The organism is Ktedonospora formicarum (assembly GCF_016587355.1).
In the GTDB taxonomy this organism is placed as follows: domain Bacteria; phylum Chloroflexota; class Ktedonobacteria; order Ktedonobacterales; family Ktedonobacteraceae; genus Ktedonobacter; species Ktedonobacter formicarum.
Genome location: NZ_BNJF01000004.1, coordinates 439,946 through 460,862, shown reverse-complemented (window position 1 = coordinate 460,862; position 20,917 = coordinate 439,946). Strand labels below are relative to the sequence as shown.

Below are 20,917 nucleotides of genomic sequence, written 5' to 3'. Positions count from 1 at the left end.
CGCTTCTGTTTGTCGGGTGCTGTACATTTGGTGTGAAAGCATCAGGCGGTCATCGATGAAAGCGGGAAAGGGTCGGTGAACGCTCATCTCTGATGAAAGGAAGGACAGAGCGTCAGACGAGAAAAGGAGAGAGACCTTCGATGATGTTTCAAAAGATTCTGGTGCCTTTAGATGGATCCCCACTTGCTGAAGCGGCATTACCAGTCGCGGGACGGATGGCACGCTCATCAGGTGGAACGATGATGCTCTTGCAGGTGGTCGATGTATCCTATGCCTACCTCTCGTACGGAGCGATGCAACCTTCTACCTTGCATGTCATCATGGAGAGCAGTCTCGCGAGTGCCAATACCTACCTTGAGTCCGTGCTTTGTCGCCCTGATTTGGCAGGTGTATCCCTCAAAAAGCAGGTCGTGCTGGGATATCCAGCAAGTGTTATCCTTTCCACCGTGAATACCTGCGCTGTTGACCTCGTGGTCATGACCAGCCATGGGTATACAGGAGTGAAACGGTGGGTGTTAGGGAGTGTTGCGGAAAAGGTTATTCATCATGCGCCTGTCCCCATCTTTATTCTCCGCGAGGAGAAGAAACCGCTCCTTGCGCATCCTAACGACAAGAGTGCTGGTGGTGTTCGTGCCTTGATTCCACTCGATATATCAGCCCGCTCGCAAGATGTGATTGCTCCTGCTCAGGCCCTGGTGACAGCCTTGTCCCCCCTTGAGCAAGGGGAATTGCACCTCACACAAATGGTCATGGTACCCAATGGGAGCAGCAAGAGCGCGAGGGAGGCTCTACTGCATAGTGCCAAGCAGAATCTACAAGCGGTCAGTGAGTACATTCGCGAAGGTCTGGTCGCTCATGTTGGCCTCAACCATGGTTTCAAGCTCACCTGGTCGATCTCGCAAACGGAGGATATTGCGGAAGGGATCGTTCAGATGGCAGAGCATGGCGAGAATGCTGAAGATGGAAGTATTATTGCCCCCAGCAATCTCATTGCCATGACAACCCATGGATATAGCGGAATCAAAAAGTGGACAATGGGCAGTATCGCGAGTCGTGTGCTCCGAGCGACCAGGCTTCCGGTCTTGTTGGTGCGCCCTGCGGATATGATTAGAGAAGAGCAGTTGAAAGAGGAAAGCTAGACAAAGATGGTATGAAGCAAGACCGTGATCTGCATTGAAGAGGCTAAAGTACCTAATAGGTACCTCTTTCCTGGAGAGAGACTTGTTGCGGATGAGAAGTAAGCGGCTCATCTGAGAGGCATAATGTGGAGGGAGAGTGTGGTATGGCAAAATACAGAACGTTCACACGACGACAATTGTTCGCGCATACTGCGGCTGTAGGAGTTGCGCTGGCTATCTCCTGGCATTTTGATACCCGAAGCGTATTTGCCCTCCATGAAAGCAAGCGGCTGAAAAAATTCCAACAACCGCTGCGGGGTCTTGGTCCGGAGGGAATCCCGGTGGCAGCTCCTGACTCCTTCGTTGCTCCCACCACAGGAGTGACGCATTATTCAGTCTTCATCAGGCAATTCACGGATCAGTTACATCCTGACCTTGGAGAAACAACGTTATGGGGCTATCATCCAGCCGTTACGTTGGGTAGGGGTGGTCGAGGACAAATACAGAGACACCTTGGAGGTATCTTTGTGGTGCAGAGCGGGAAGCCAATACAGATCACTATGACGAATGAGCTACCGCAGAAGCACATCCTGCCAGTTGATAAGAGTGCCAGCTTTCCTGCATCCCAGAAACAGCAGAATGCTACGACGACGCATATACACGGCGGATTTGTGCCCTGGACCAGTGACGGTGGACCAGGGACCTGGTTTACGCCAGATGGGCACTATGGGCCGAGCGTTGAGAGTCAACAGGGCAACATCTACAAATTGCTCAACCCTCAGCTGAAACCTGGTCAAGCGGAGTATTACTATCCCAACAATCAGAGTGCGCGGCTCGGCTGGTATCATGATCATGCTTACGATCTTACGCGGCTCAATGCCTATGCTGGAGTTGCTAGTGCCTATATTATACGCGATCACTTCGAGTCTGATTTGCGCAATGACGGTCTGCCCGACTTTGTGGAACATGGTGGGCACGAGCTTCCCCTCATCATTCAGGATAAGCTCTTTGTTGGAACTGATCTCGAGAGCAAAGATCCCAGCTGGCCAGGCCCCAGGGAGATGGGTAGTTTGTGGTATCCTCATGTCTATGAGACAGACCGTTGGTCGTTAGGTGCCCATCCTTTGGGTTTGCCACCAGATCGCTCGATTGTCCCAGAAATGTTCGGGGATACTATGCTTGCGAATGGCACAGTCTATCCTGAGGCAACCGTTGAAGATCGCCGCTATCGCCTGCGTGTTCTCAATGGTTGCCAAGCGCGCTTTCTGAACCTGCAACTGTATGTAGATAATGGGAGTGCAGATAGTATTGCGCTCAACAGTCATTTAGAGCCAACCAATGCAGCTGGCCCCGACTTTTTTGTGCTCGGGACAGAAGGGGGATTTCTCCCCAGGCCCGTACATACCCCTTCCAATCGTCCGTTTGATCCCATCTCTTTCGGAGGAAGTCTCATCACAGCCCCTGCTGAGCGTTGGGATCTCCTTGTTGACTTCAGTGGATTTGCTGGAAAGAAGATCATTCTCTATAACGATGCTCCAGCACCATTTCCGAAGGGGAGTGCCATCAATGATTACTTTCCGGGCTCTTCCAATCCTACCCCCACGATTCCTGGTTTTGGACCGAACACTCGCCAGATTATGCAATTCAAGGTTATCTCAGCAGGCGGGAATGATCGTCCTTTGGGCCTCACACCTCAAAGTAGTTTGACCTCCACTCTTTCCCCATTTCTTGTACCGCCAGGTATAGCGATACAAAACGGAAGGTTGCACCTCCCACCAGGTGTAAAGGTGCGACAATTAACATTGAACGAGTCATTTGATGATTATGGTCGCTTGCTCCAGCTGCTTGGGATTAACCGAGAAAGGAATGGAGGCTTTGGACAAGGCTATGATGAGCCTGTCACCGAGGTGGTACAAGAGGGCAAAACGGAAGTCTGGCAAATTGCGAATTTGACGGGTGATACCCACCCAATCCATTGGCATCTGGTCAATGTGCAGGTATTGGGACGTCAACCATTTGCTGTGCGAGGTTATAATGGTTCCCCTCATTATACTGGCCCTGCACGAGGGCCAGACAAGACTGAACTGGGATGGAAAGAGACAGTGTGCATGCATCCTAGCGAAGTGACAACAGTGATCATGCGCTTTGATCTGCCAAAAGTGCCATTTTATGTTCCATCAAGCCCACGAATTGGTGGGCGAGAATATGTCTGGCATTGCCACATTTTGGAGCATGAGGAGCATGATATGATGCGACCATTGGTAATTCTCTAGGGGAAGGTCTTTTCCACCAATCAGGTAACACCAACATGCTGATAGGTAGTAGCAACTTCATAATCAAAAACAGTGTCCATATGGACGATATCGAGTGGGATGGCGTATCCATATTGGGGCAGGTCGCAGTTCATTGGGATGATCCTATACCAGTGGGCTGCGCGACACAAGGACGCTGAATAGAGATGAGATATCCTCACCTATCAGGGTATTGATAGTGGCAAAGGATGAGAAACCCCTACTACAAAGAGTTCGTGCTACTTTGGGGATTGCGAGAAGGGATCTTGCGAGAACGGCCAGGAATTTTCATCTCTACTAAGTGGAAATATGCCTTAACCCGTGAGACAAAGCGAAATGGTGCTGCTGTGATTAGTAGGTAGTTATTGTGATTATCCTGATAATTGGAGCGTTTCTTGGGGGACTATTCACAGATCCGTGATCTAAGACGAACTTTGAGCGGCCACTTTCTCTTATGGAAGTGAGGAAAAATACATGGTTACTGCTATCAATCAAGCCTATCAATTGATGCACACCCATTTTCATGACCGGGTCCGTCGAAACGAACCATTGACGCGGCATTGCTCCTTTGAAGTCGGGGGGCCAGCAGATTTGTGGGTGGCACTTGATACTCACGAAGAACTGGAGACCTTGCTCCGCCTCTGTGCAACTCATCACGTCCCACTTTTGCTGACTGGAGCGGGACGAAACGTCATTTTTGCTGATGAAGGTGTGCGCGGCATCGTTGCACGGATGGACCTTCAACGCTATGAAATCCAGGATCATCGTGATGGGACGGCCACACTGATTGCAGAGGCAGGCGTACGCTGGCCTCAATTGCTGCATCAGCTGATTCCCGCAGGCTGGTCTGGCTTGGAATTTGGGATTGGTATTCCGGGAACGCTTGGGGCTGGTCTGGTTAGCAATGCTGGCGCTCATAACCAAGAATTGGGACAGGCACTTGAGTGGATAGAGGTTCTGGATGCTCGCAATTGCAACACGCATGTTGGAGAACTCTTCCCAACACTCGTTATGCGCCGCTATCATCATGATGATATTGATCTTAGCTACCGTCACAGCCGTTTCCGTATCAATCGCTACACCCATCTTGATCGACAAGGGAATCTAATCTTTCCGGTCCGTCAGTTGATTGAGCCTGCAGAAATTATCGTGAAACTGGGGCTACGCTTGCATCATGAAGATCCTCGCCAATTGACTGCACGTTGTGATGGGTACATTGAGGATCGTCGCGCCAATGAACCGCCTCTGCCAGGAACCGGACCCATCTTCAAAGATCCTCCTGGGTCTCTGGCAAAGGATGTGATCGCGCAGGCTGGCCTTGGCGGGAAAACCATCGGCAAAGCACAGATCTCCGAACAGAATCCTAACTATATCGTCAATGCCGATGGTGCGACAGCGAGGGAGATATTCTCCCTTATCAAAGAAGCCCATCAAGGTGTACTCAAACATGCTGGGATAGAGCTGGCATTAAATGTTGACATCCTCGGAGCATGGCCTGGGCGTTCTTAAATCCTCCCGAGGTATGCCGAAGTTCTCCAGAAGGCCCCAATGAGCAGGCGTATGACCGAAAAAGAAAGAGCATGAGCGATTGAAATGGGAAAAGTGAGGCATGCCTTGTGTTTCATCTGATGGATCGTCATTGGCTGCGTGCGCTTTTCTGGCGTGGGAGCGTGTAGTTACAACGAGAAAAGAAATTGCCGAGCATGTCGGTTCCCTCTATGAGTATCTACACAGCCTTGCCCAAGACACCTCTTGCTTTTCTTTTGCCTCGTTGTGCCAGAGTCATTGGTGTATGGGAAGGTTTGGGTGAAAACGTGCGAGAGTACACGTGGAAGACGCATGTTGGGACAAAGCGCGTATGATGCAGCAGGATCAGATACTACTTTACCATGTTCTTTCCTTTGAGCAGATGTCTCCCCCATTTCGCCATTTCTTGTCCCCACAGTACGGTACTGGCAACAGTCAAGCTCAACAGCCAATCAAAGGGGTGTAAAGGCACTGTGTGGAAGGCGTTACCAAGGAACGGGAGATAAACAACGGCCCCCTGTAATAGGAGTGACAGGAGAATAGCCAGCCAGACCCACCTGTTTGCCAGAAGTGTGTGGAACACACTGAGAGTATCGGAACGGGCGTTGAAGATGTTGAACAATTGCGCGAGAACAAGCGTGGTGAACGTCATCGTTTGAGCAAAACGAAGGTTCCCATTTCCTGGGATCAGCCCGCCGGGCAAGCTCATATCGAGAATAAACAGCGTGCCGATTGTCATGATCACACCAATGATGCTGATGCTTACCCACATGGAACGTGAGATGAGAGGATGCCTCTGGCTACGTGGTGGGCGATGCATTTGGCGAGGATCGGGTGGATCAACCCCTAGGCTAAGCGCTGGACCTGCATCGGTTAAGAGATTGATCCAGAGGATCTGGGTCGCAAGAAGCGGTGCGACAATCGCTGTCCCAGCCTCTCCAATCAGTCCAATGGTACTTGCTAGAATGACGCCGAAAAACATGGTCAACACTTCGCCAATATTTGAAGAGAGCAAATAGCGTAAGCACTTTTGGAGATTAGCATAGATAGCACGCCCCTCTTCGATCGCAGCAACAATTGACACAAAGTTGTCGTCAAGGAGAATCATATCAGCGGCACCTCGAGCGACGTCTGTTCCCGCTCTCCCCATAGCAACCCCGATATCAGCCTGCTGAAGCGCAGGAGCATCATTGACGCCATCGCCAGTCATCGCAGTGATTTCACCATTGGCCTTGAGTGCCTGGACAATCCTCAGTTTGTGATGGGGGGCCACGCGTGCATACACAGCAACGTCGCGTACCATTTCTTTCAGTCTATCATCGCTTGTCTGCTCTAATTCGAGCCCGGTTACGACGTGCTCCCCCTGCTGCATCACACCGAGTTCGTACGCTATCGCACGCGCAGTGATGGGATGGTCTCCTGTGATCATGATGACTCGGACACCTGATTGCTGAGCCTGCTTGATCGACATTGCCGCCTCCGGTCGAGGTGGATCGATCATCCCGACCACACCCAACCAGATCAACTCTTGCTCCAGATGCTCGCTCATCTGCTCCAATGCCGGGCTCGTCTCCTCAGGGATCACACGCCATGCCATACCAATGGTGCGGAGCGCATCGGCAGCAAGTTCCTCAAACACAGCACGTATGGCGTGACGTCGCTCTGCTGTAAGAGGTCGCATACATGTGCCACCATGTTCGCTGCCAATCTGTTCAGACGTACAGCGTGCCAGTAACACATCTGGTGCCCCTTTGGAATAGAGCACCTTCTGCTCGCTGTCTATGCCGCCTCTATCTTTGTGTACTGTACTCATTAATTTGCGCTCAGATGAGAAAGGTATCTCGGTGAGACGTTGAAAACAGTCCTCAAGTGAGGACTTTTGGAGTCCCATAGTCTGCGCAGTGACCAAGAGAGCACCTTCTGTTGGATCACCCTGTATTGTCCAGAGACCGTTATCAGAGCGTAAAACCGCGTTGTTCGCCAAGATAGCTGCGCGTAATGCTGCTGTCACCTCCCCAAGGAGGATGGGATCATTGAGTGGTTGTCCTGCCTGCACGGCGTGACCGCCTGGATCATAGCCAACATTAGTGAAATCAACACGTCCACTGGGGGTCACCACTGTACGCACGGTCATCTCGTTCTTGGTCAGGGTTCCCGTCTTGTCTGTACAGATAACAGTCGTTGCCCCCAGGGCTTCCACTGCCGAGGCTGTGCGCACGATAGCGTTGCGCTGTGCCATACGCTGCATGCCTAACGAGAGCACAATTGTTGTAATCGCGGTCAGCCCTTCCGGAACGGCAGCAACCGCCAGCGAGACAACCAATAACAAGATGGCTACAAGTTCACGCAACGTTCCAATACGATCAACGAGCAGGATTACCAAGCTCATCATGATAGCAATCCCCATGACGAGGAGGCCCAACCACTTCCCAACACGATCAAGTTCCTTTTGCAAGGGAGTTTTCTTCTCCACGCGCCGCTGGAGCGAACCTGCGATCTGTCCGATCTGTGTTCTCGTACCCGTCTCGGTCACGAGAGCCCTCCCACGACCAGCGGCGACAGCTGTACCACAGAACACCATGTTGCGCTGATCACCTATACTTACTTTCTGCCCAATCGGTGCTGTGTGCTTTGAGACAGGCACGCTCTCACCCGTCAGAGCCCCCTCAATCAGACGCAATGCAATGGCCTCCAGTACGCGCGCATCGGCTGCAATTATATCTCCTTCCTCAATGAGCAGAATGTCACCTGGGACAATCTGCGCTGTTGCTACGACCTGTATCTCCCCGTCCCGAAGCACCTGTGCCGTTATTGCTTCCATAGCTTGCAGGGCTACCATGGCTTTATCCGCTCGATATTCCTGAAGGAAACCCAGAATACCGTTGAAGAGCACGATCACAAAGATCGTGAGCGATTCGTAAGGGAAGGGGGTCTCGTGCTCGATCCACCACACAAGCAAGGATATGAGAATGGCGATCAGCAACAGTATCGTGAGGGGGGTCCAGAATTGGGCGAGTATTTGTCTCCACAATGGTTTTGATGGTGGGCTTGGTAATGCATTCTTGCCGTAGTACCGTAAGCGGATGTGAGCCTCTTCGGTGCACAGCCCCTTCTTAAGATCGCTCTCGAATGCCGTCACGACTGTAGTTGTTGGCAAACGATATGCCGTATAAGCATTCTGAGCATCCTGAAACGTTTTGGCAATCATCCTGCCTCCTTGTATGATACGCTTATAGGACATTCCTCCTCTTCGAAAGGTTATCGCTGAGCGACAAATGCTTCCTGCTTCTTATAAGGATGGTTGGTGAGAGGAGGGATAGAGGTGTATTGGTGAACTCATCTCAGGTGAGCGGACCAAAAGTAACGGACACGTGCTTCTGGTTCGTAGCAGACGCTCTGAAATACTCCCGAGCCCCCAAGGAGGGAAGCCACCCCACCCATGGGTCGTGAGTGCGAGCAAGTCATAGGCTGGAACGGGGCGACTCTTCTCTCGCTGTATTCCTTCTTCAGCCGTTTTCAGCAGGGTTTCCGCCACGTCTTGCCCAAAGGTCAGGGACCATGACACGTTAAGGATGGGCTCTTTGCTCTGCTCATATTGAAGTCGCTCGCTTACTTGCTGTAGATATGCCCCTGCCTTTTGTTCCTGGCGTGCTGACCTGTTTCGAGCAGATGCCATTGGGAGAACATGCAGCAGATGGAGGTGCGCCTGCTCTGGAGAAGCTAGCGCTCGTATCACTTGTGTCGCAGGAGCGATTGCTGCTTCTGCAGCAGGCGAACCATCGAGTGCGATCAGCGCGCGTAGTGAATGGTCGCTCGTATTGGGTCTTTGCAGTACCGTGTAAGCGTGCAATACAAGCACAGGGATGGGAGCTTGACGAGCCACCTTCTCGGCGACACTACCTAGTACCCAACGGGAGAGACCACTGCGTCCGTGACTAGTCATCACTAGCAGATCAATGTGTTGCTCTTGTATTGTTGTGAGAATCATCGAGGCTGGTTGCCCAAAGACGGTTTTCGTTTCCGTTCTTACACTAGCAATGGGTTCCGAGTGTATGATACGCGAGAGGTAGGTGTTTGCCTGAGCCTTATCTGTGCGCATAGCCTGCTGGACAAGTGGTGGTGGGTCACCCCAAAAAGGCCCAAATTCAATTGGCATGGGAACCACCTCAAGAAGGAGCATATCTCCTCCCCAAACGTGAGCCAGACGAGCCGCCACAGGTAACGCCTGTTCCGATTGTTCTGATTCATCTAGTGGAACGAGAAGACGGTGAAACATAAGAATGTTCCTTTCTCAAGCACATAGTGGCCCTTCTCACAAAATATCGCCTTCTTCAAAAACAGCCTGGAGAGTTGCTCGATTTGGTGTTCCCGGCAAAGAAGTTTGGTATATCGCATTCACATGTGAAAAATGAATCATGCTTTCCCTATACGTACCATTCACTGGTGCCCTTCTTCCAGAGATAGGTGCGAGTGAGCGACACGAGTTTGTGGCTGTTCGAAGGATGCATTCTTCTGGTCCTCGGAAGGTGTAGTCGGTTGGATGGCTCTTCCTTCCAAAGACCCCCTTCCTGCTCGCAGTGCATTCAGAATGACAACCGCATCAATGGCTTCCTGTAAAAGCGCTCCCACTGTCGGTGGGATAAAACCGAATGCAGCAATGAACATGGCAATGACGGAGAGCCCCATCCCAACCCAGATGCCTTGACGCGCAACATGCATGACCCAGCGCCCCAGACGCACGGCGCGCGCGACGCGAAGAATATCCGTTGAGAGGAGGACTGTGTCAGCTGTAGTAGCTGCGGCGGTTAAACCCTGTGTGCCAAGCGCCATGCCGACCGTTGCCGTCGCTAATGCTGGAGCATCGTTAATCCCATCACCCACCATCAAGACGCCGTGTTTTTGTGCAACCAGCTCTTCAATGATACGCACTTTGTCCTCAGGCAAGCAGCGCGCGACCACACGGTCCACGTGAGCAAGCTTACCAATCTTCTGGGCCACCACCTCGTTATCACCCGTCAGTAAAATGGTTTCCTTGACACCAGCCGTATGCAAATCGGCAGAGAGGCGCGAGATTTCAGGGCGAGGCACATCTTCCAGCACGAGCAAACCCTCGATCTGCTTGCTGATGGCGAGAAAACTACAAATTTGTCCACTATTGACACGTCGCTGGCGCTCTTCCAGGAAGGATGGCGGGATCGCAATGCTCAGGTACTTCATAAAGGTGCGATTACCCACCGCTACCTCGATCTTCTCGTGTTTTTGTCCTCCTTTACCTTGTGTACCCTGTTCTTCTTGCCTGTGAAGCGGCACCCATCCGCGTACGCCTTTCCCAAAGATTTCCTCAAAGCCATCTGCCTCACAGAGCGGTATCCCTCGTTCCTGAGCCAGCTCCACAACAGCGCGCGCCAGGATATGCGTGGAAAGCTGCTCAATCGAGGCGGCTAGGCGCAGCAGGGTTTCCTCGTCATAGAGGGCATGCTGAGCGCATCGCGTCGACGTGGTCTTTTCCAGAGCTTCGGTGTATTGGGTCTCGGGTTGCACACGTACAATAGCGGTGACTTTGGGCATACCCAATGTCAAGGTTCCTGTCTTGTCAAAGACCGCAATATCAACCTCTCCCAGTTGCTCAATGGAGGCACCGCTTTTGGTAATAATGCCGTTTCGAGCCGCCCGGTCAATCCCAGACATGATAGCAATCGGCGTTGCCAGGATAAGCGGGCACGGTGTTGCCACAACGAGTACAGCCAACGCATAAAGGGCATCACCAGAGAACACCCATGCCAGACCTGCCAGGCCAATAGCCAGAGCAGTAAACCCGATGCTGTAGCGGTCGGCCAGGCGATGAATTGGTGCCTTTTGGTGCTGCGCTTCCTCGACGAGATGGACAATCTGTGCATATTTACTCTCGGTGCTGCGCTTCTGCGCACGAATCTCTAGGATCGTATCCAGGTTGACACTACCCGAGAGCACGAGCATGCCAGGGGCTTTCCGCACAGGGAATGGTTCACCTGTCAAATCCGCTTCGCTCATACTAGAGGTTCCGGCGGTCACAACGCCATCGACCGGGGCCAATTCCCCAGGCTTGAGGACCACCTCCATGCCTACCTCTACCTGGTCAGCCGGAATACTGACCAGTTCTTCCCCTTGCCAGATATGAGCGGTTTGCGGAACACGTTGTGCCAGGGCAGCAAGCGAAGCACGTGCACGCCTCACGGCAAAAGCTTCGAGTGCTTCACCACCTGAAAACATCAGCACAATCACCGCGCCTGCGAGATACTGCCCCAGGAGGAAGGATCCTATGATTGCCAGTAGGGCAATCACATCGACACTAAATTCTTTGTGTAGCACGTGCCGAATGGTTTGCCAGAACAGCCGCAGAGCACCAGCAAGTATCACCAGCAGGAAGCCCCAGTTGGCAAGAGATACATGCCCAATGAGCCAGAAGAGAAGACTGATGACCATCAATATGGCGGCCCCGACTGGAAGTGGATAGCGTTGGGCAGCTTGCAATATGAGTTTAATCCAGGAAGTCTCAAATTCATCTGAAAAAGGGGCTATTGAAACCTTTTTTATGAAGTGAGGTATGGATGAAGAGTGTATTCTTGTGTCATTGTGTTTGTGCTTTGCCATGACCGCCCGACTTTCAGGAAGGTTTTGTAATTCATTTACCTTGAAATTTACCAGATCTGTCTCACAAGAGGATCTCAATAGTGAAGGAAGGTCTCACAGAGAGCATACATCGTACCAAAAATGAGTATAAAGACTGGGCTTCACTGGTATGTGCATACAAACTTCTTCATCACCGAATTGGGAAAGTTCAAAGCAACAGCTAAATTTTTGTTTGAAAAGAATAATTCATGAGCACCTCTATCTGAAGGGTCAGGGTCGTACCTCATGTGAGCGGAGCCAGAAGAATTGCCTACTTTACTACTATCACTACTTGAAGAGACAAGAGCAAAGGAGAGAGCTCATCCTTTTGAGAGCCACATGCCTTGTAGATCTCAAATATTATTTGTGCCGCGAGAACAGAGAAAATAGCCTCGAACAAATTATCTAAAGGCAGGAATGGTTTCCTTCTTTAAAGTTCCTTGCTTGCGGGGAACATGACTTTTTCTTAAGAGAAGAAAGAAACGATTTAAGGCAAAATTGGATTAGATTTCTCCCATTTCTGTAACCAATATTTTCTCCAGGTCATTTCAAACAGCCAGTTTGGGAGCTACCCTTGCTATCTACATGCAATGGCATCAACAATATCTCCTAAATTATATAAATACTTGAAATTACCAACAGTTGGTATTTTACCTGGATGTTTGCTTATAAAAGAAAATGCGTCTTATCTTTCCTATCCTGATGATCCATAGAGGCCGTGGTCACTGATTGTTTCTTTGCCATATGGAAAAGCATGAACCAGTTTGGGTGGGAGGCATCGAGCGCAGATGATGCAGAGAGAAGAGACGATATCTGTGGAAGGGCTGGTTGAGCGGCAGGAGGGCATGAGAGAACATTGATAGCTTGCTTATGTGTTGGGTATACTCGCTATCATAGAGAATAGAACAAAGGTTCGATTTGTGATTGAGTCATACCAGCAAACGACGACTCAACCGTGAAGCGAGAAGACAAAGCTACTGAGAGGACGTGCCAACTCTCTTTGAGGAGGAATGTGTGTCATGGGGTGTCCATTTATCGGGGAAGTCGGAGGTGGCTTCCCCTCGCCCGCCGAAGGATGGCGTGAGCGAGCACTCGATATTTCTGAGCTGTTACAAGACCATCGGGAAGCTACTTTTTATATGGTTGTCTGGGGTGATTCGATGCAGGGAGCCGGAATTGCTGATGGTGATCTCGTGGTGGTAGACCGTGCGCTTGAGGCACAGAACGAGAGTATCATTATTGCCCTGGTCAATGATGGGTTTCTGGTCAAGCGCTACACTCAACGAGAGGACGGAGCGGTAATCCTATACTCCGCTCACCCCCGCTTTCCTCCGCTGCCCATTATGCCACAGGCGACCTTTGAGGTCTGGGGCGTGGTGACCTATGTGGTAAGGAGCTTACGCCCTGGAAGTTCTTTGCGTGCCCGGCTCCAAAGATGGGGACGACGAGAGGAGCCATGAAACAACAAATCTTTGCCCTGGTCGATTGCAATAATTTTTATGTTTCCTGTGAGCGGGTCTTCATGGCGGAGATTCGTCAGCATCCAGTCATCGTCCTGTCCAATAATGACTCATGCGTCGTCGCACGGAGCAATGAAGCCAAAGCGTTAGGCATTGCCATGGGCATGCCCCTTTTTCAGTGCCAGCGCCTCGTCGAACAGCATCACATAGCAGTTTTCTCCTCCAACTATGCGCTTTATCAAGACCTCTCTGACCGGGTCATGACGGTCTTGTCACGGTTCACCTCAACGTTAGAAGTCTATTCAATTGATGAGGCATGGCTCGATCTGAGCCATGTCCCTGCTGAGAAACTGGAGACCTATGGGCAGGAGATCCGCCGTCGTGTGTTGCAAGAGACGGGTATTCCCGTCTCAGTGGGCATTGCCTCAACCAAGGTCTTGAGCAAGGTGGCATGTGAGTTGGTCAAACGGCATCAGGTTTTTCAAGGGGTGCTCAATCTCTTTGCCTGGCCTGAGAAGGAGGTGGATGCCTGGCTCGCAGGCATTGCCGTCGAGGATGTGTGGGGCATTGGGAAGCGGTCAGCCGAGAAGTTGCGTCCTGCTGGCATTGTCTCTGCACGTGCCTTGAAGCAGTCTGACCATGCCTGGATACGCCATTATTTGAATGTGGCCGCTCAACGAGCGGTGCTCGAATTGCAAGGGGTCAGTTGTCTGCCTCTGGAAACCAGGAAGAAGCCTCGGCAGGGCATCATGGTCTCCCTTACCTTTGGACGCACCATTGAAGATCTTCGAGAGCTGGAAGAAGCGATAGCAACCTATGCGACAAGCGCTGTCGAAAAAGTACGGCGTCAAGGGTCACGAGCGATGCAGGTGAGTGTGTTTATTCATACTAATCCCTTTGATCGACGGGTTCCGCAGTATGCCAGAAACGCCACGGCAGCCTTGCCTGCTGCCAGCGCCTTTACTCCTGATATTCTGGATCTGGCAGTGGCGTTGTTGCACACGATCTATGTCCCTGGCTACGCTTATAAGAAGGCTGGTGTCTTTTTATCCGCATTTCAGACCCAGGAAGTCATTCAGACCGATCTGTTTGGCCTCTTTTCGCAGGAACGATATACGATGCAGGAACGATTGATGCGTGTGGTGGATGAGATCAATGAGACCTGGGGTCGCAATACGCTGTGCTTTGGCACCCAAGGCATGAAGCGGCCCTGGTCCATGCGACAACTGAGGCGCTCTCAACGCTACACCACCCGTTGGAGCGAGATCTTGACCGTCTCGTAGCACAAAGAGGAAGAGGGCTGATGGAAACCAGAAGGGAACAAGTTCGCCTGCGATTGCCGTTATCGGCGCAGGCCATCCGAAGCGCGATAGAGGCGTTTGAAGGACAATTTCATGAACGTTGCCATGTGTACATTTGCGGGCATGTCACGATCGACACCGGGGAACTCTGTGAGATTGCACGGTGGGCAAGGGTTGGCGATCCTGGAGATGAATTGGACCTGCTCGGTCTAGGGGCCTGGGAAGATGAGGATGAAGATGAGGATACGGTGCTGGCCTGGGTTTGGGTTTTGTACTACTTCTGCTACCACCTTGTTGCTTTCTTCCTTTCCACTTTGAGGAGGAAACGAGCCACATGGTGCTTACTCATACAAGAGAGAACCTACATGTATCATGATGGGATAGACCACTGGCATGTGGTCTCTCTCAGGAACGCCTAACTGGCTCTGCAATGCTTCTCCACACCTCCTCTTATGAGAGAGAAGAATGTTATAATTGAAATCGCTGTCAATGGGTTATGTGGCTCTCAAGATCTTCGAATTGCGTAGGGGGGTGTTGCACGACGCAGAGATGCCTGAAAACGATGAGCGGTCGGACGCAACAAGCGATCTCATCTTGCTTCGCTCATGCCTGATGCTCCAATTCATGATCCACAGGAAGCCGATCTTCTGTACGTATGCTCGTGGAAGCCAACCAGGCATCTACATCATGCAACCCCAACTGATGATTTCGTTGGCGAAAGATCGCTTGACCCCGCAGGGCATCTTCGTATCCTTGGGCTGGCATTCCGAGCAGGAGAAGGAGTTGCGCACGCCGATAAAAAATATAGGCTTGCCACAACACCTCCGTAGAGGATGGCACCAATCCCTGTAACTCCCCGATGTACTCAAGCGCTTTGGCAATATTGTGGGTACGCAAGGCAATGACAGCCAGATCATGCCACAGATGGCGGAGTAGCTTTGCCGGTTCTGAGTGAGGTGGCACTTGGTGGAGCGCTCGTGTATAGTGTTGATGGGCTGCTTCAAGGTGGTGTTGCACAAGCAACAATCTGCCACATGCTAATGTTGTCCAGAGCGAGGTATGACGTGGATTGGAGACGAGCATCAATCGCTCATGCCACAGGGCTCCTGTTGGTGAGAGGTCTTGCTCGCTCATCTCTTGCCATTGCGTGAGCAGTTGGTGTGCCTCGGTGAACCGTTGCGTGAGCAGCAGGACCTCAAAGAGCCGCTCATAGGCTAGTAAGAGAAGCACATCCAGCCGTTCCTGCTGTGCAAGCATCAGTGCTCGCCTGATTGTCTGCTCACTCATGGACCATTCTTCTCGATAGAGGAGCACTGTTCCTTGCTGAAGCAGCAACCAGCATAAGACCTCTGGACGCTGAAAGCGCTCCGCAAGCGCCACCCCCTGGTGGTAGGCATTAAGCGCAGCAAGCGTTCCCTCGGCTTCTAATGAGACAGTTCCGAGCATCTCATAGAGGACAGGAAAGAGGGCTTGCATCCTCGACGAGAGCAAAGCATTGGGGGCGGATGCCGTGAGGTGATGCAGGAGCCAGAGGGCTTCTTCACACGAAGTTTTCACATCCTGGGCATAGTGCATATGTGGATGCTCTTCAGCCATCTGGAGGGCCACGGCTGCCACTTTGGAGAGGGCGAGAATCAGGCTCTCGTCATCAGCTTCTGGCATCCTGGCATACACGACCGCTTCTCGATAATATTCCCGCGCCTGGGTGATCTTCTCGCGGGCCAGAGCACATCGTCCTAACCCGAACAAACAGGAGATTGCGTAGTGTGGATGATGTATCTGCTGGCGGGCGATGGCAAGTGCCTGGGTAAAATAGGTTTCGGCTTCCTTCCAGGCATGGTGCTGGAACCAAAACGCCGAAAGCAACTGGGTCAGACGCAACGCTTCTTGTGTATATTGGTGTGCCCAGGCCAGATCGAGCGCGGCGCGCAGCATCGCTTCCTCTGGTTCCCTCATGAGTATTTGCTGTTCCCAGTGCTCTAAGACACTGATCGCATAGGCAAACAAACGTACGAGGGCCAATGCCTGAAGATGGTCTTTCTGAGAGAGACACCAGGCAGCATAATCGCGGATAACAGGGTGCATTTGATAGCATGACTCGTGCGCAGAGAGTAAACCACTGTCAAGAAGCGCATCAAGGGTGGCAGCATCACAGCCACCAATGGCAAGTGCCATTTCCTCAGAAAAGCATTGTGGTTGAGCTGGGAGCAGCGAGAGCGTCAAGAGTACCTCTTGCTGTCTCAGGGGAAGCGCATGGACCATTTCTGCAAGGAGAGAGGCCAGCGTCAGAGATGACGTGTTCTCTGGCTGTGCCAGGAGGTCAACCTGATCCTGAAACACTCTCCCACCTGGGAACCAGGACGTTTGCGCTAGCTCTATGGGAAGGCACAAACGGTTGGATGCTTCCTGAAGATACCCAAGTGCAGCAAGGAGACGCCGTGGATGCCCACTTTGCGTTTGCTGTTGCAGATATCGTCCAACAAGCGTGAGGACAAGAGGATGCCCACCAATTGCCTCACGTAAGGTCTCAAGGGAGGCGTGATGGTCATGCACGATGATTGGCGCTATCTGCTCTAGCAACTGCCAGCTTTGCTCCTGATTCAGCTCCCGCACGGCATGGGCCTGTGAGGAGAGGGTTGCGGCTAATGTAGGGAGGCGAGTGGTGACCATGATCGCTCCCTGTGGACCAACAAGGGAAAGCAGCTGAACATCGGAAGAGGTTCTGGCATCATCGAGCAGCATCAGGAGGCGGCGCTGGCGAATGACTTGCTTGATGATGTGCGGCCAGATCTCCTGTTGGGGAGGAAGCTCGATGTTGAGCAAGAGCCCCCAGCGAGCAAAAAGGCTCACATAATTAGGAGCAGAACCTAAACTGGCCCAGAGCACCCCATCTGAAAAATGTTCAAGGATGTGCATGTCACATGCTAATGAGGCCATCAGTGCTGTTTTCCCTATCCCTGGGAGGCCATAAAGAACCAGGGGAGTAGGGTGTAGGGGGGCTATGAGTTCATGAAGGAGTGCCTCCTGTTCGTGTTCTCGTCCAATCAGCAACGGCATCGAGGGAAGCTGCGTATCCAGCACAGGGACAGGCAACGCTTTCTCAAAAGAACGGACAGGAGCGTACTCTGTTGGCTCCATCTTGAGACCCAAATCATGCACTTGTATGCCTAGAACCTGTGTCAGTTGGGAAAGATAATATGCGGTTGGTATGGTGCGCCCTGCTTCCCAACGGCTGACCGTCCCAACATTCGCCCCAATGGCTTCTGCCAGTTGCTCTTGTGTCAGACCTTTTTGGAGTCGTGCCTCTCTGATACGCTCTGCATAGGCGCGCATAGCTCGATTTTCCTTCCTTCAGAGAATAATGATAGTGATTGGCAGCCTGTTTCTCGGTGTCTTCCTGAAGGAGATGGCTTTTTGTGCTGCAAGTCTCTCCCCAGCCAGGATGTGCCCACTTCATTTCCCATTGTTGCCATGTCCTCGTCTTTTGTGTTTCCCACCTTTGAAGAGAGCTGACGCAGGAGTGTGAAAACATCTCTTTCGTCATCTTTGCATGTATTAAGTAAATAAACTTGAAAATATGTTAACTATCTTGTATCATAAAGGATAATAAAATACAAGAGTAAAGCGCTTATTCCGTTCATAACGAAAGGATTTTCACACAATTTTTATGCAGGTATGCCGTAGTATTTTCAATAACGCTTTTCTCATTAACTCTCAGAAGAAAAGGATATAATGGCATCTCATTTCATATGTTCAACCTTTCTTGCGATTCTGCAAATCGCTGTTATTTATTGTTCATAAAACGTAATGCCTTGACCCATGTCTGATGTGCTTCGCCAAAGCTGGAAGATGGCGCATGCTAGATACCTAGAGAGAAAGCAAACGATACTTTACCTTTCCGTTGAAGGGAGGGGAGCGTGCGAGAAGGAGGGACTTGATGGTTGAGAATTCTTCACAGGTGACGCGAAAACGAGGGCGTCCACGTCAACACCCTATTTCTTCCCTGTATCATAGGGAGGCACAGGGTGATGTAACAGAACACATTCTGCTTGCTGACCCTCTCTTGCCGCCCGCGCTCTATGCAGAGATTGCCCCCTTACCTGTCCCATTCGCGCATTATGCTCTCACCCGCTTACAGAAGCAGCTACCCCATGCCTCTGATACCCAGCTGCAAATGCGCTTTCTCACGGCCTTACGGGAAGCACGCGAAACAGCATTTGAGGTCCTGGATGATTTTGTCCGCAATCGTCATGAACCTATTGCGCCTGAGCTTCGCTTGAGTACAGAATGGTTGCTCAAAGAACTGGCAGCCTATGATCCTCAACGGACGATGCCCGACTCGACCTTCAAAAACTGGCAGAAGCGGGGACTGATCCGCATGGAAGCCTGGGGAAAGCCGCAACCCTCCAACGCTGCCGCTGTCCTGATGATTCGGATGCTCGACCGACAAAAAGAACACATCTTTCCCTTTACGCTCGCTGCTTCGGAGCCTGATTATTGGTGCTATGTCAAGGAATATCCCACCAGTTCTCTTGATGTGCTTCCCATCTCGCACGTCCATCTCTTACCCCCTTCTGCCGTGATCTGGACCCCCTGGGCAGGGGCCTGTTGGGGAGAGCAAGAGCGCTGGCACCTTATGGGCGAGAATGAAGCCTCCTTGGGCGCGATCCGCTTTGCGGGGACAAAAATGATTCGAGGAGAGCGCTGGTGGGCCGTCAATTGGCCGACGCTGACCACCTGGGAACCTGCCATTGCCTCCTGGTATCAGTCGTTTCCTGGGCACCATGATCGGCAAGTGGAAACTCTCGCATCGCTTGTTTTAGAACGACTGTTTCTTGAGCGGGTCCCTGGATGGATGACCCAGATTCCACACATGAGCTGCCGCCTGGATGCGGTCGCTCAGCCAGAGAAAGGAACTCGACCTGATGGCTTCATCTCATGACTCCTATGATGCCCTGAAGAAAACAGGTTATTTTGTTGATCCCGAAACCGCAGAGGAAGCAGAACGCCTACGTATCCAGGGACGGTATTTAGATCGACATATGGGCTTATTGCCAGTGGATCTCCCCTATTCGGTGATTGGACCAGAAGGAGCGGTGCTCGACATTGGCTGTTCATCAGGTGGTTGGGCCTGTGATCTAGCGGCAACCTATCCTCATCTTCAGATTACCGGCATTGATATTAGCGACAACATGATTCGTGCCGCACGAGCACGAGCCTATGCCAATCATCTTGCCCAGACCTGTCAGTTCGCCAGCATTGATGTACGGACGCTGCCATTGCCCTTTGCTGATGCCTCATTTTCTCTGGTCCATATTCGGCTGATCTTTGCCTTTATGACCCCAACCTTATGGTCTCAACTCATGGAGGATGTGTCCCGTATCCTCCGACCAGGAGGCGTCCTGATTGTGATTGAGAATGATGCGCAGTGTTGGACCACCAGTACGGCATTGGCAAATCTCTATCGTCTGGGGCATCAAGCGCTCTACAAAAATCAGAATAGTTGGGAGCAGGAGCACGTGGGGATTGTGGTCAGGTTGCCCCGTTTGATGCAGGCAAATGGTTTCCAACTCCACTCCATGCAATCCTATCGCATTGATATCGGAGCGAATAGTGAGGGCTACCGTCTTGGGATCAAAGATCACAAGTCACTCTATCGAGATTTGCGCCCTTTTTATCTCCGGCAGGAGGTGGCGACGCCGCGTCAGCTTGACTTGCTCTATGAGCAGATGTGCGAGGATATGGAACAGCCCGATTATAATGCCTACTGGCTCTTTACACGTGTGACAGGACGGAAGACCACGCATGAAGCAATCTAAGGAAGAAGAGCGTTGTATGCTCCATGACTTTTCTTCCTGCGAGGGAAAGGCAGCCACTCAAGCGGCACAGCATACCTTGGGAGAGAATCTTCGACAGATCCTCTTGCAGGGGAAACAGGGCCTGGTTTCACCCCTCCAGGTGAGCCGAATCATCAGACAGTATGCAGGGGAGATGGTGCAGGTAACTGAGACGCACCACACGCATTCTGCATCCAAAGAGCTACAAAAAGGGGCGTCTCTTTGGCGTTTGACTACAAGTGTACGCATGCAAGGTGCGAGGGTCAGTGCCTGCATGCTAACCCTCACTTCTGTCGCCCCACGCCTACCGAGCCAGGACTCGGAACCACTCTCCATTGAACCATGCGTTGCTGTCGGGCTAGGTGGAATCTTTCATCATGGGATTGAGGAAGTCATAGGGTGGCAACGAGCCCCCGAGCAAGGCATCGATGCAACTTCCCTGGAGAGGAAGGATACCCCGTTTCTTGTGCTTCCTCTCGTTGCCCCCATTTCCTTGCGCCTTCTCCAGAGGCAGCCTACCCATCCATTATGGAATGGGATTGACTGGCTCTGCTGTAATCTGCTCCACTGGAGAACGCCAACCATCATCTTTCCGGCGGAAGCATCAGAGTGCATGAGAAGATCAGGCATGGCTGAAGACGGAGCGTGAGGCTATCTCATGGTCTGATCAGACGTGGACGAAGGATGGGCAAGGCCAAAGATGACGTTTGCCCATGGGTGCGACACACTTTTTTG

At 51.8% G+C, this 20,917-nt stretch carries 13 protein-coding genes; 9 read left to right on the top strand and 4 right to left on the bottom strand.

What is annotated here, in order from left to right; all coding sequences use genetic code 11:
• Positions 1–140: 140 nt before the first annotated feature.
• The 3 genes from K3T82_RS33665 (at position 141) to murB (ending at position 4,918) form a co-directional block, all read left to right on the top strand.
• Positions 141–1,139: a universal stress protein gene (locus K3T82_RS33665; protein WP_220197891.1), complete on the top strand. Its 999-nt coding sequence runs from the start codon at positions 141–143 to the stop codon at positions 1,137–1,139.
• Between the two features lie 143 nt (positions 1,140–1,282).
• The gene (locus tag K3T82_RS33660) at positions 1,283–3,391 is read left to right on the top strand and encodes a multicopper oxidase family protein (RefSeq protein ID WP_220197890.1); all 2,109 of its coding nucleotides are present in this window, start codon (positions 1,283–1,285) and stop codon (positions 3,389–3,391) included.
• Between the two features lie 492 nt (positions 3,392–3,883).
• Positions 3,884–4,918 (top strand): UDP-N-acetylmuramate dehydrogenase, encoded by a 1,035-nt coding sequence (murB, locus tag K3T82_RS33655; protein ID WP_220197889.1) that lies wholly within the window; start codon positions 3,884–3,886, stop codon positions 4,916–4,918.
• A gap of 370 nt (positions 4,919–5,288) precedes the next feature.
• Here the strand turns inward: murB and K3T82_RS33650 are convergent, their stop codons facing one another.
• The 3 genes from K3T82_RS33650 to K3T82_RS33640 all read right to left on the bottom strand — a co-directional run bounded on the left by K3T82_RS33650 (position 5,289) and on the right by K3T82_RS33640 (position 11,446).
• Positions 5,289–8,144, bottom strand: a complete 2,856-nt coding sequence (locus K3T82_RS33650) for a cation-translocating P-type ATPase (protein WP_220197888.1) — start codon at positions 8,142–8,144, stop codon at positions 5,289–5,291.
• Positions 8,145–8,225: 81 nt separating this feature from the next.
• Positions 8,226–9,212, bottom strand: coding sequence for a universal stress protein (locus K3T82_RS33645; RefSeq protein ID WP_220197887.1), 987 nt, complete (start codon positions 9,210–9,212; stop codon positions 8,226–8,228).
• A 161-nt stretch (positions 9,213–9,373) separates the two neighbouring features.
• Positions 9,374–11,446 carry a heavy metal translocating P-type ATPase gene (locus tag K3T82_RS33640; RefSeq protein WP_220197886.1) on the bottom strand — a complete coding sequence of 691 codons (2,073 nt, stop codon included), beginning with the start codon at positions 11,444–11,446 and terminating at the stop codon, positions 9,374–9,376.
• 1,157 nt (positions 11,447–12,603) lie between these two features.
• Between K3T82_RS33640 and K3T82_RS33635 the strand changes: the two genes are divergently transcribed.
• The 3 genes from K3T82_RS33635 to K3T82_RS33625 are packed head-to-tail and all read left to right on the top strand — an operon-like array spanning position 12,604 to position 14,764.
• Positions 12,604–13,044 (top strand): LexA family protein, encoded by a 441-nt coding sequence (locus K3T82_RS33635; RefSeq protein WP_236031730.1) that lies wholly within the window; start codon positions 12,604–12,606, stop codon positions 13,042–13,044.
• The gene (locus K3T82_RS33630; RefSeq protein ID WP_220197884.1) at positions 13,041–14,327 is read left to right on the top strand and encodes a Y-family DNA polymerase; all 1,287 of its coding nucleotides are present in this window, start codon (positions 13,041–13,043) and stop codon (positions 14,325–14,327) included. Before K3T82_RS33635 ends, K3T82_RS33630 begins: the two co-directional genes overlap by 4 nt.
• 20 nt (positions 14,328–14,347) lie before the next feature.
• Complete coding sequence (locus tag K3T82_RS33625; protein ID WP_220197883.1) at positions 14,348–14,764, top strand: hypothetical protein; 417 nt, start codon at positions 14,348–14,350, stop codon at positions 14,762–14,764.
• Between the two features lie 184 nt (positions 14,765–14,948).
• Here K3T82_RS33625 and K3T82_RS33620 read toward each other — a convergent pair whose 3' ends face one another.
• The gene (locus K3T82_RS33620; RefSeq protein WP_220197882.1) at positions 14,949–17,678 is read right to left on the bottom strand and encodes an NB-ARC domain-containing protein; all 2,730 of its coding nucleotides are present in this window, start codon (positions 17,676–17,678) and stop codon (positions 14,949–14,951) included.
• Positions 17,679–18,282: 604 nt separating this feature from the next.
• Between K3T82_RS33620 and K3T82_RS33615 the strand changes: the two genes are divergently transcribed.
• Genes K3T82_RS33615 through K3T82_RS33605 form a run of 3 tightly spaced genes read left to right on the top strand, consistent with a single transcriptional unit; the run spans position 18,283 to position 20,831 of the window.
• Positions 18,283–19,287, top strand: a complete 1,005-nt coding sequence (locus tag K3T82_RS33615) for a hypothetical protein (RefSeq protein WP_220197881.1) — start codon at positions 18,283–18,285, stop codon at positions 19,285–19,287.
• The gene (locus tag K3T82_RS33610) at positions 19,271–20,164 is read left to right on the top strand and encodes a class I SAM-dependent methyltransferase (protein ID WP_220197880.1); all 894 of its coding nucleotides are present in this window, start codon (positions 19,271–19,273) and stop codon (positions 20,162–20,164) included. The genes K3T82_RS33615 and K3T82_RS33610 overlap by 17 nt, the downstream gene beginning before the upstream one ends.
• Positions 20,151–20,831, top strand: a complete 681-nt coding sequence (locus tag K3T82_RS33605; RefSeq protein WP_220197879.1) for a hypothetical protein — start codon at positions 20,151–20,153, stop codon at positions 20,829–20,831. The genes K3T82_RS33610 and K3T82_RS33605 overlap by 14 nt, the downstream gene beginning before the upstream one ends.
• Positions 20,832–20,917 lie beyond the last annotated feature (86 nt).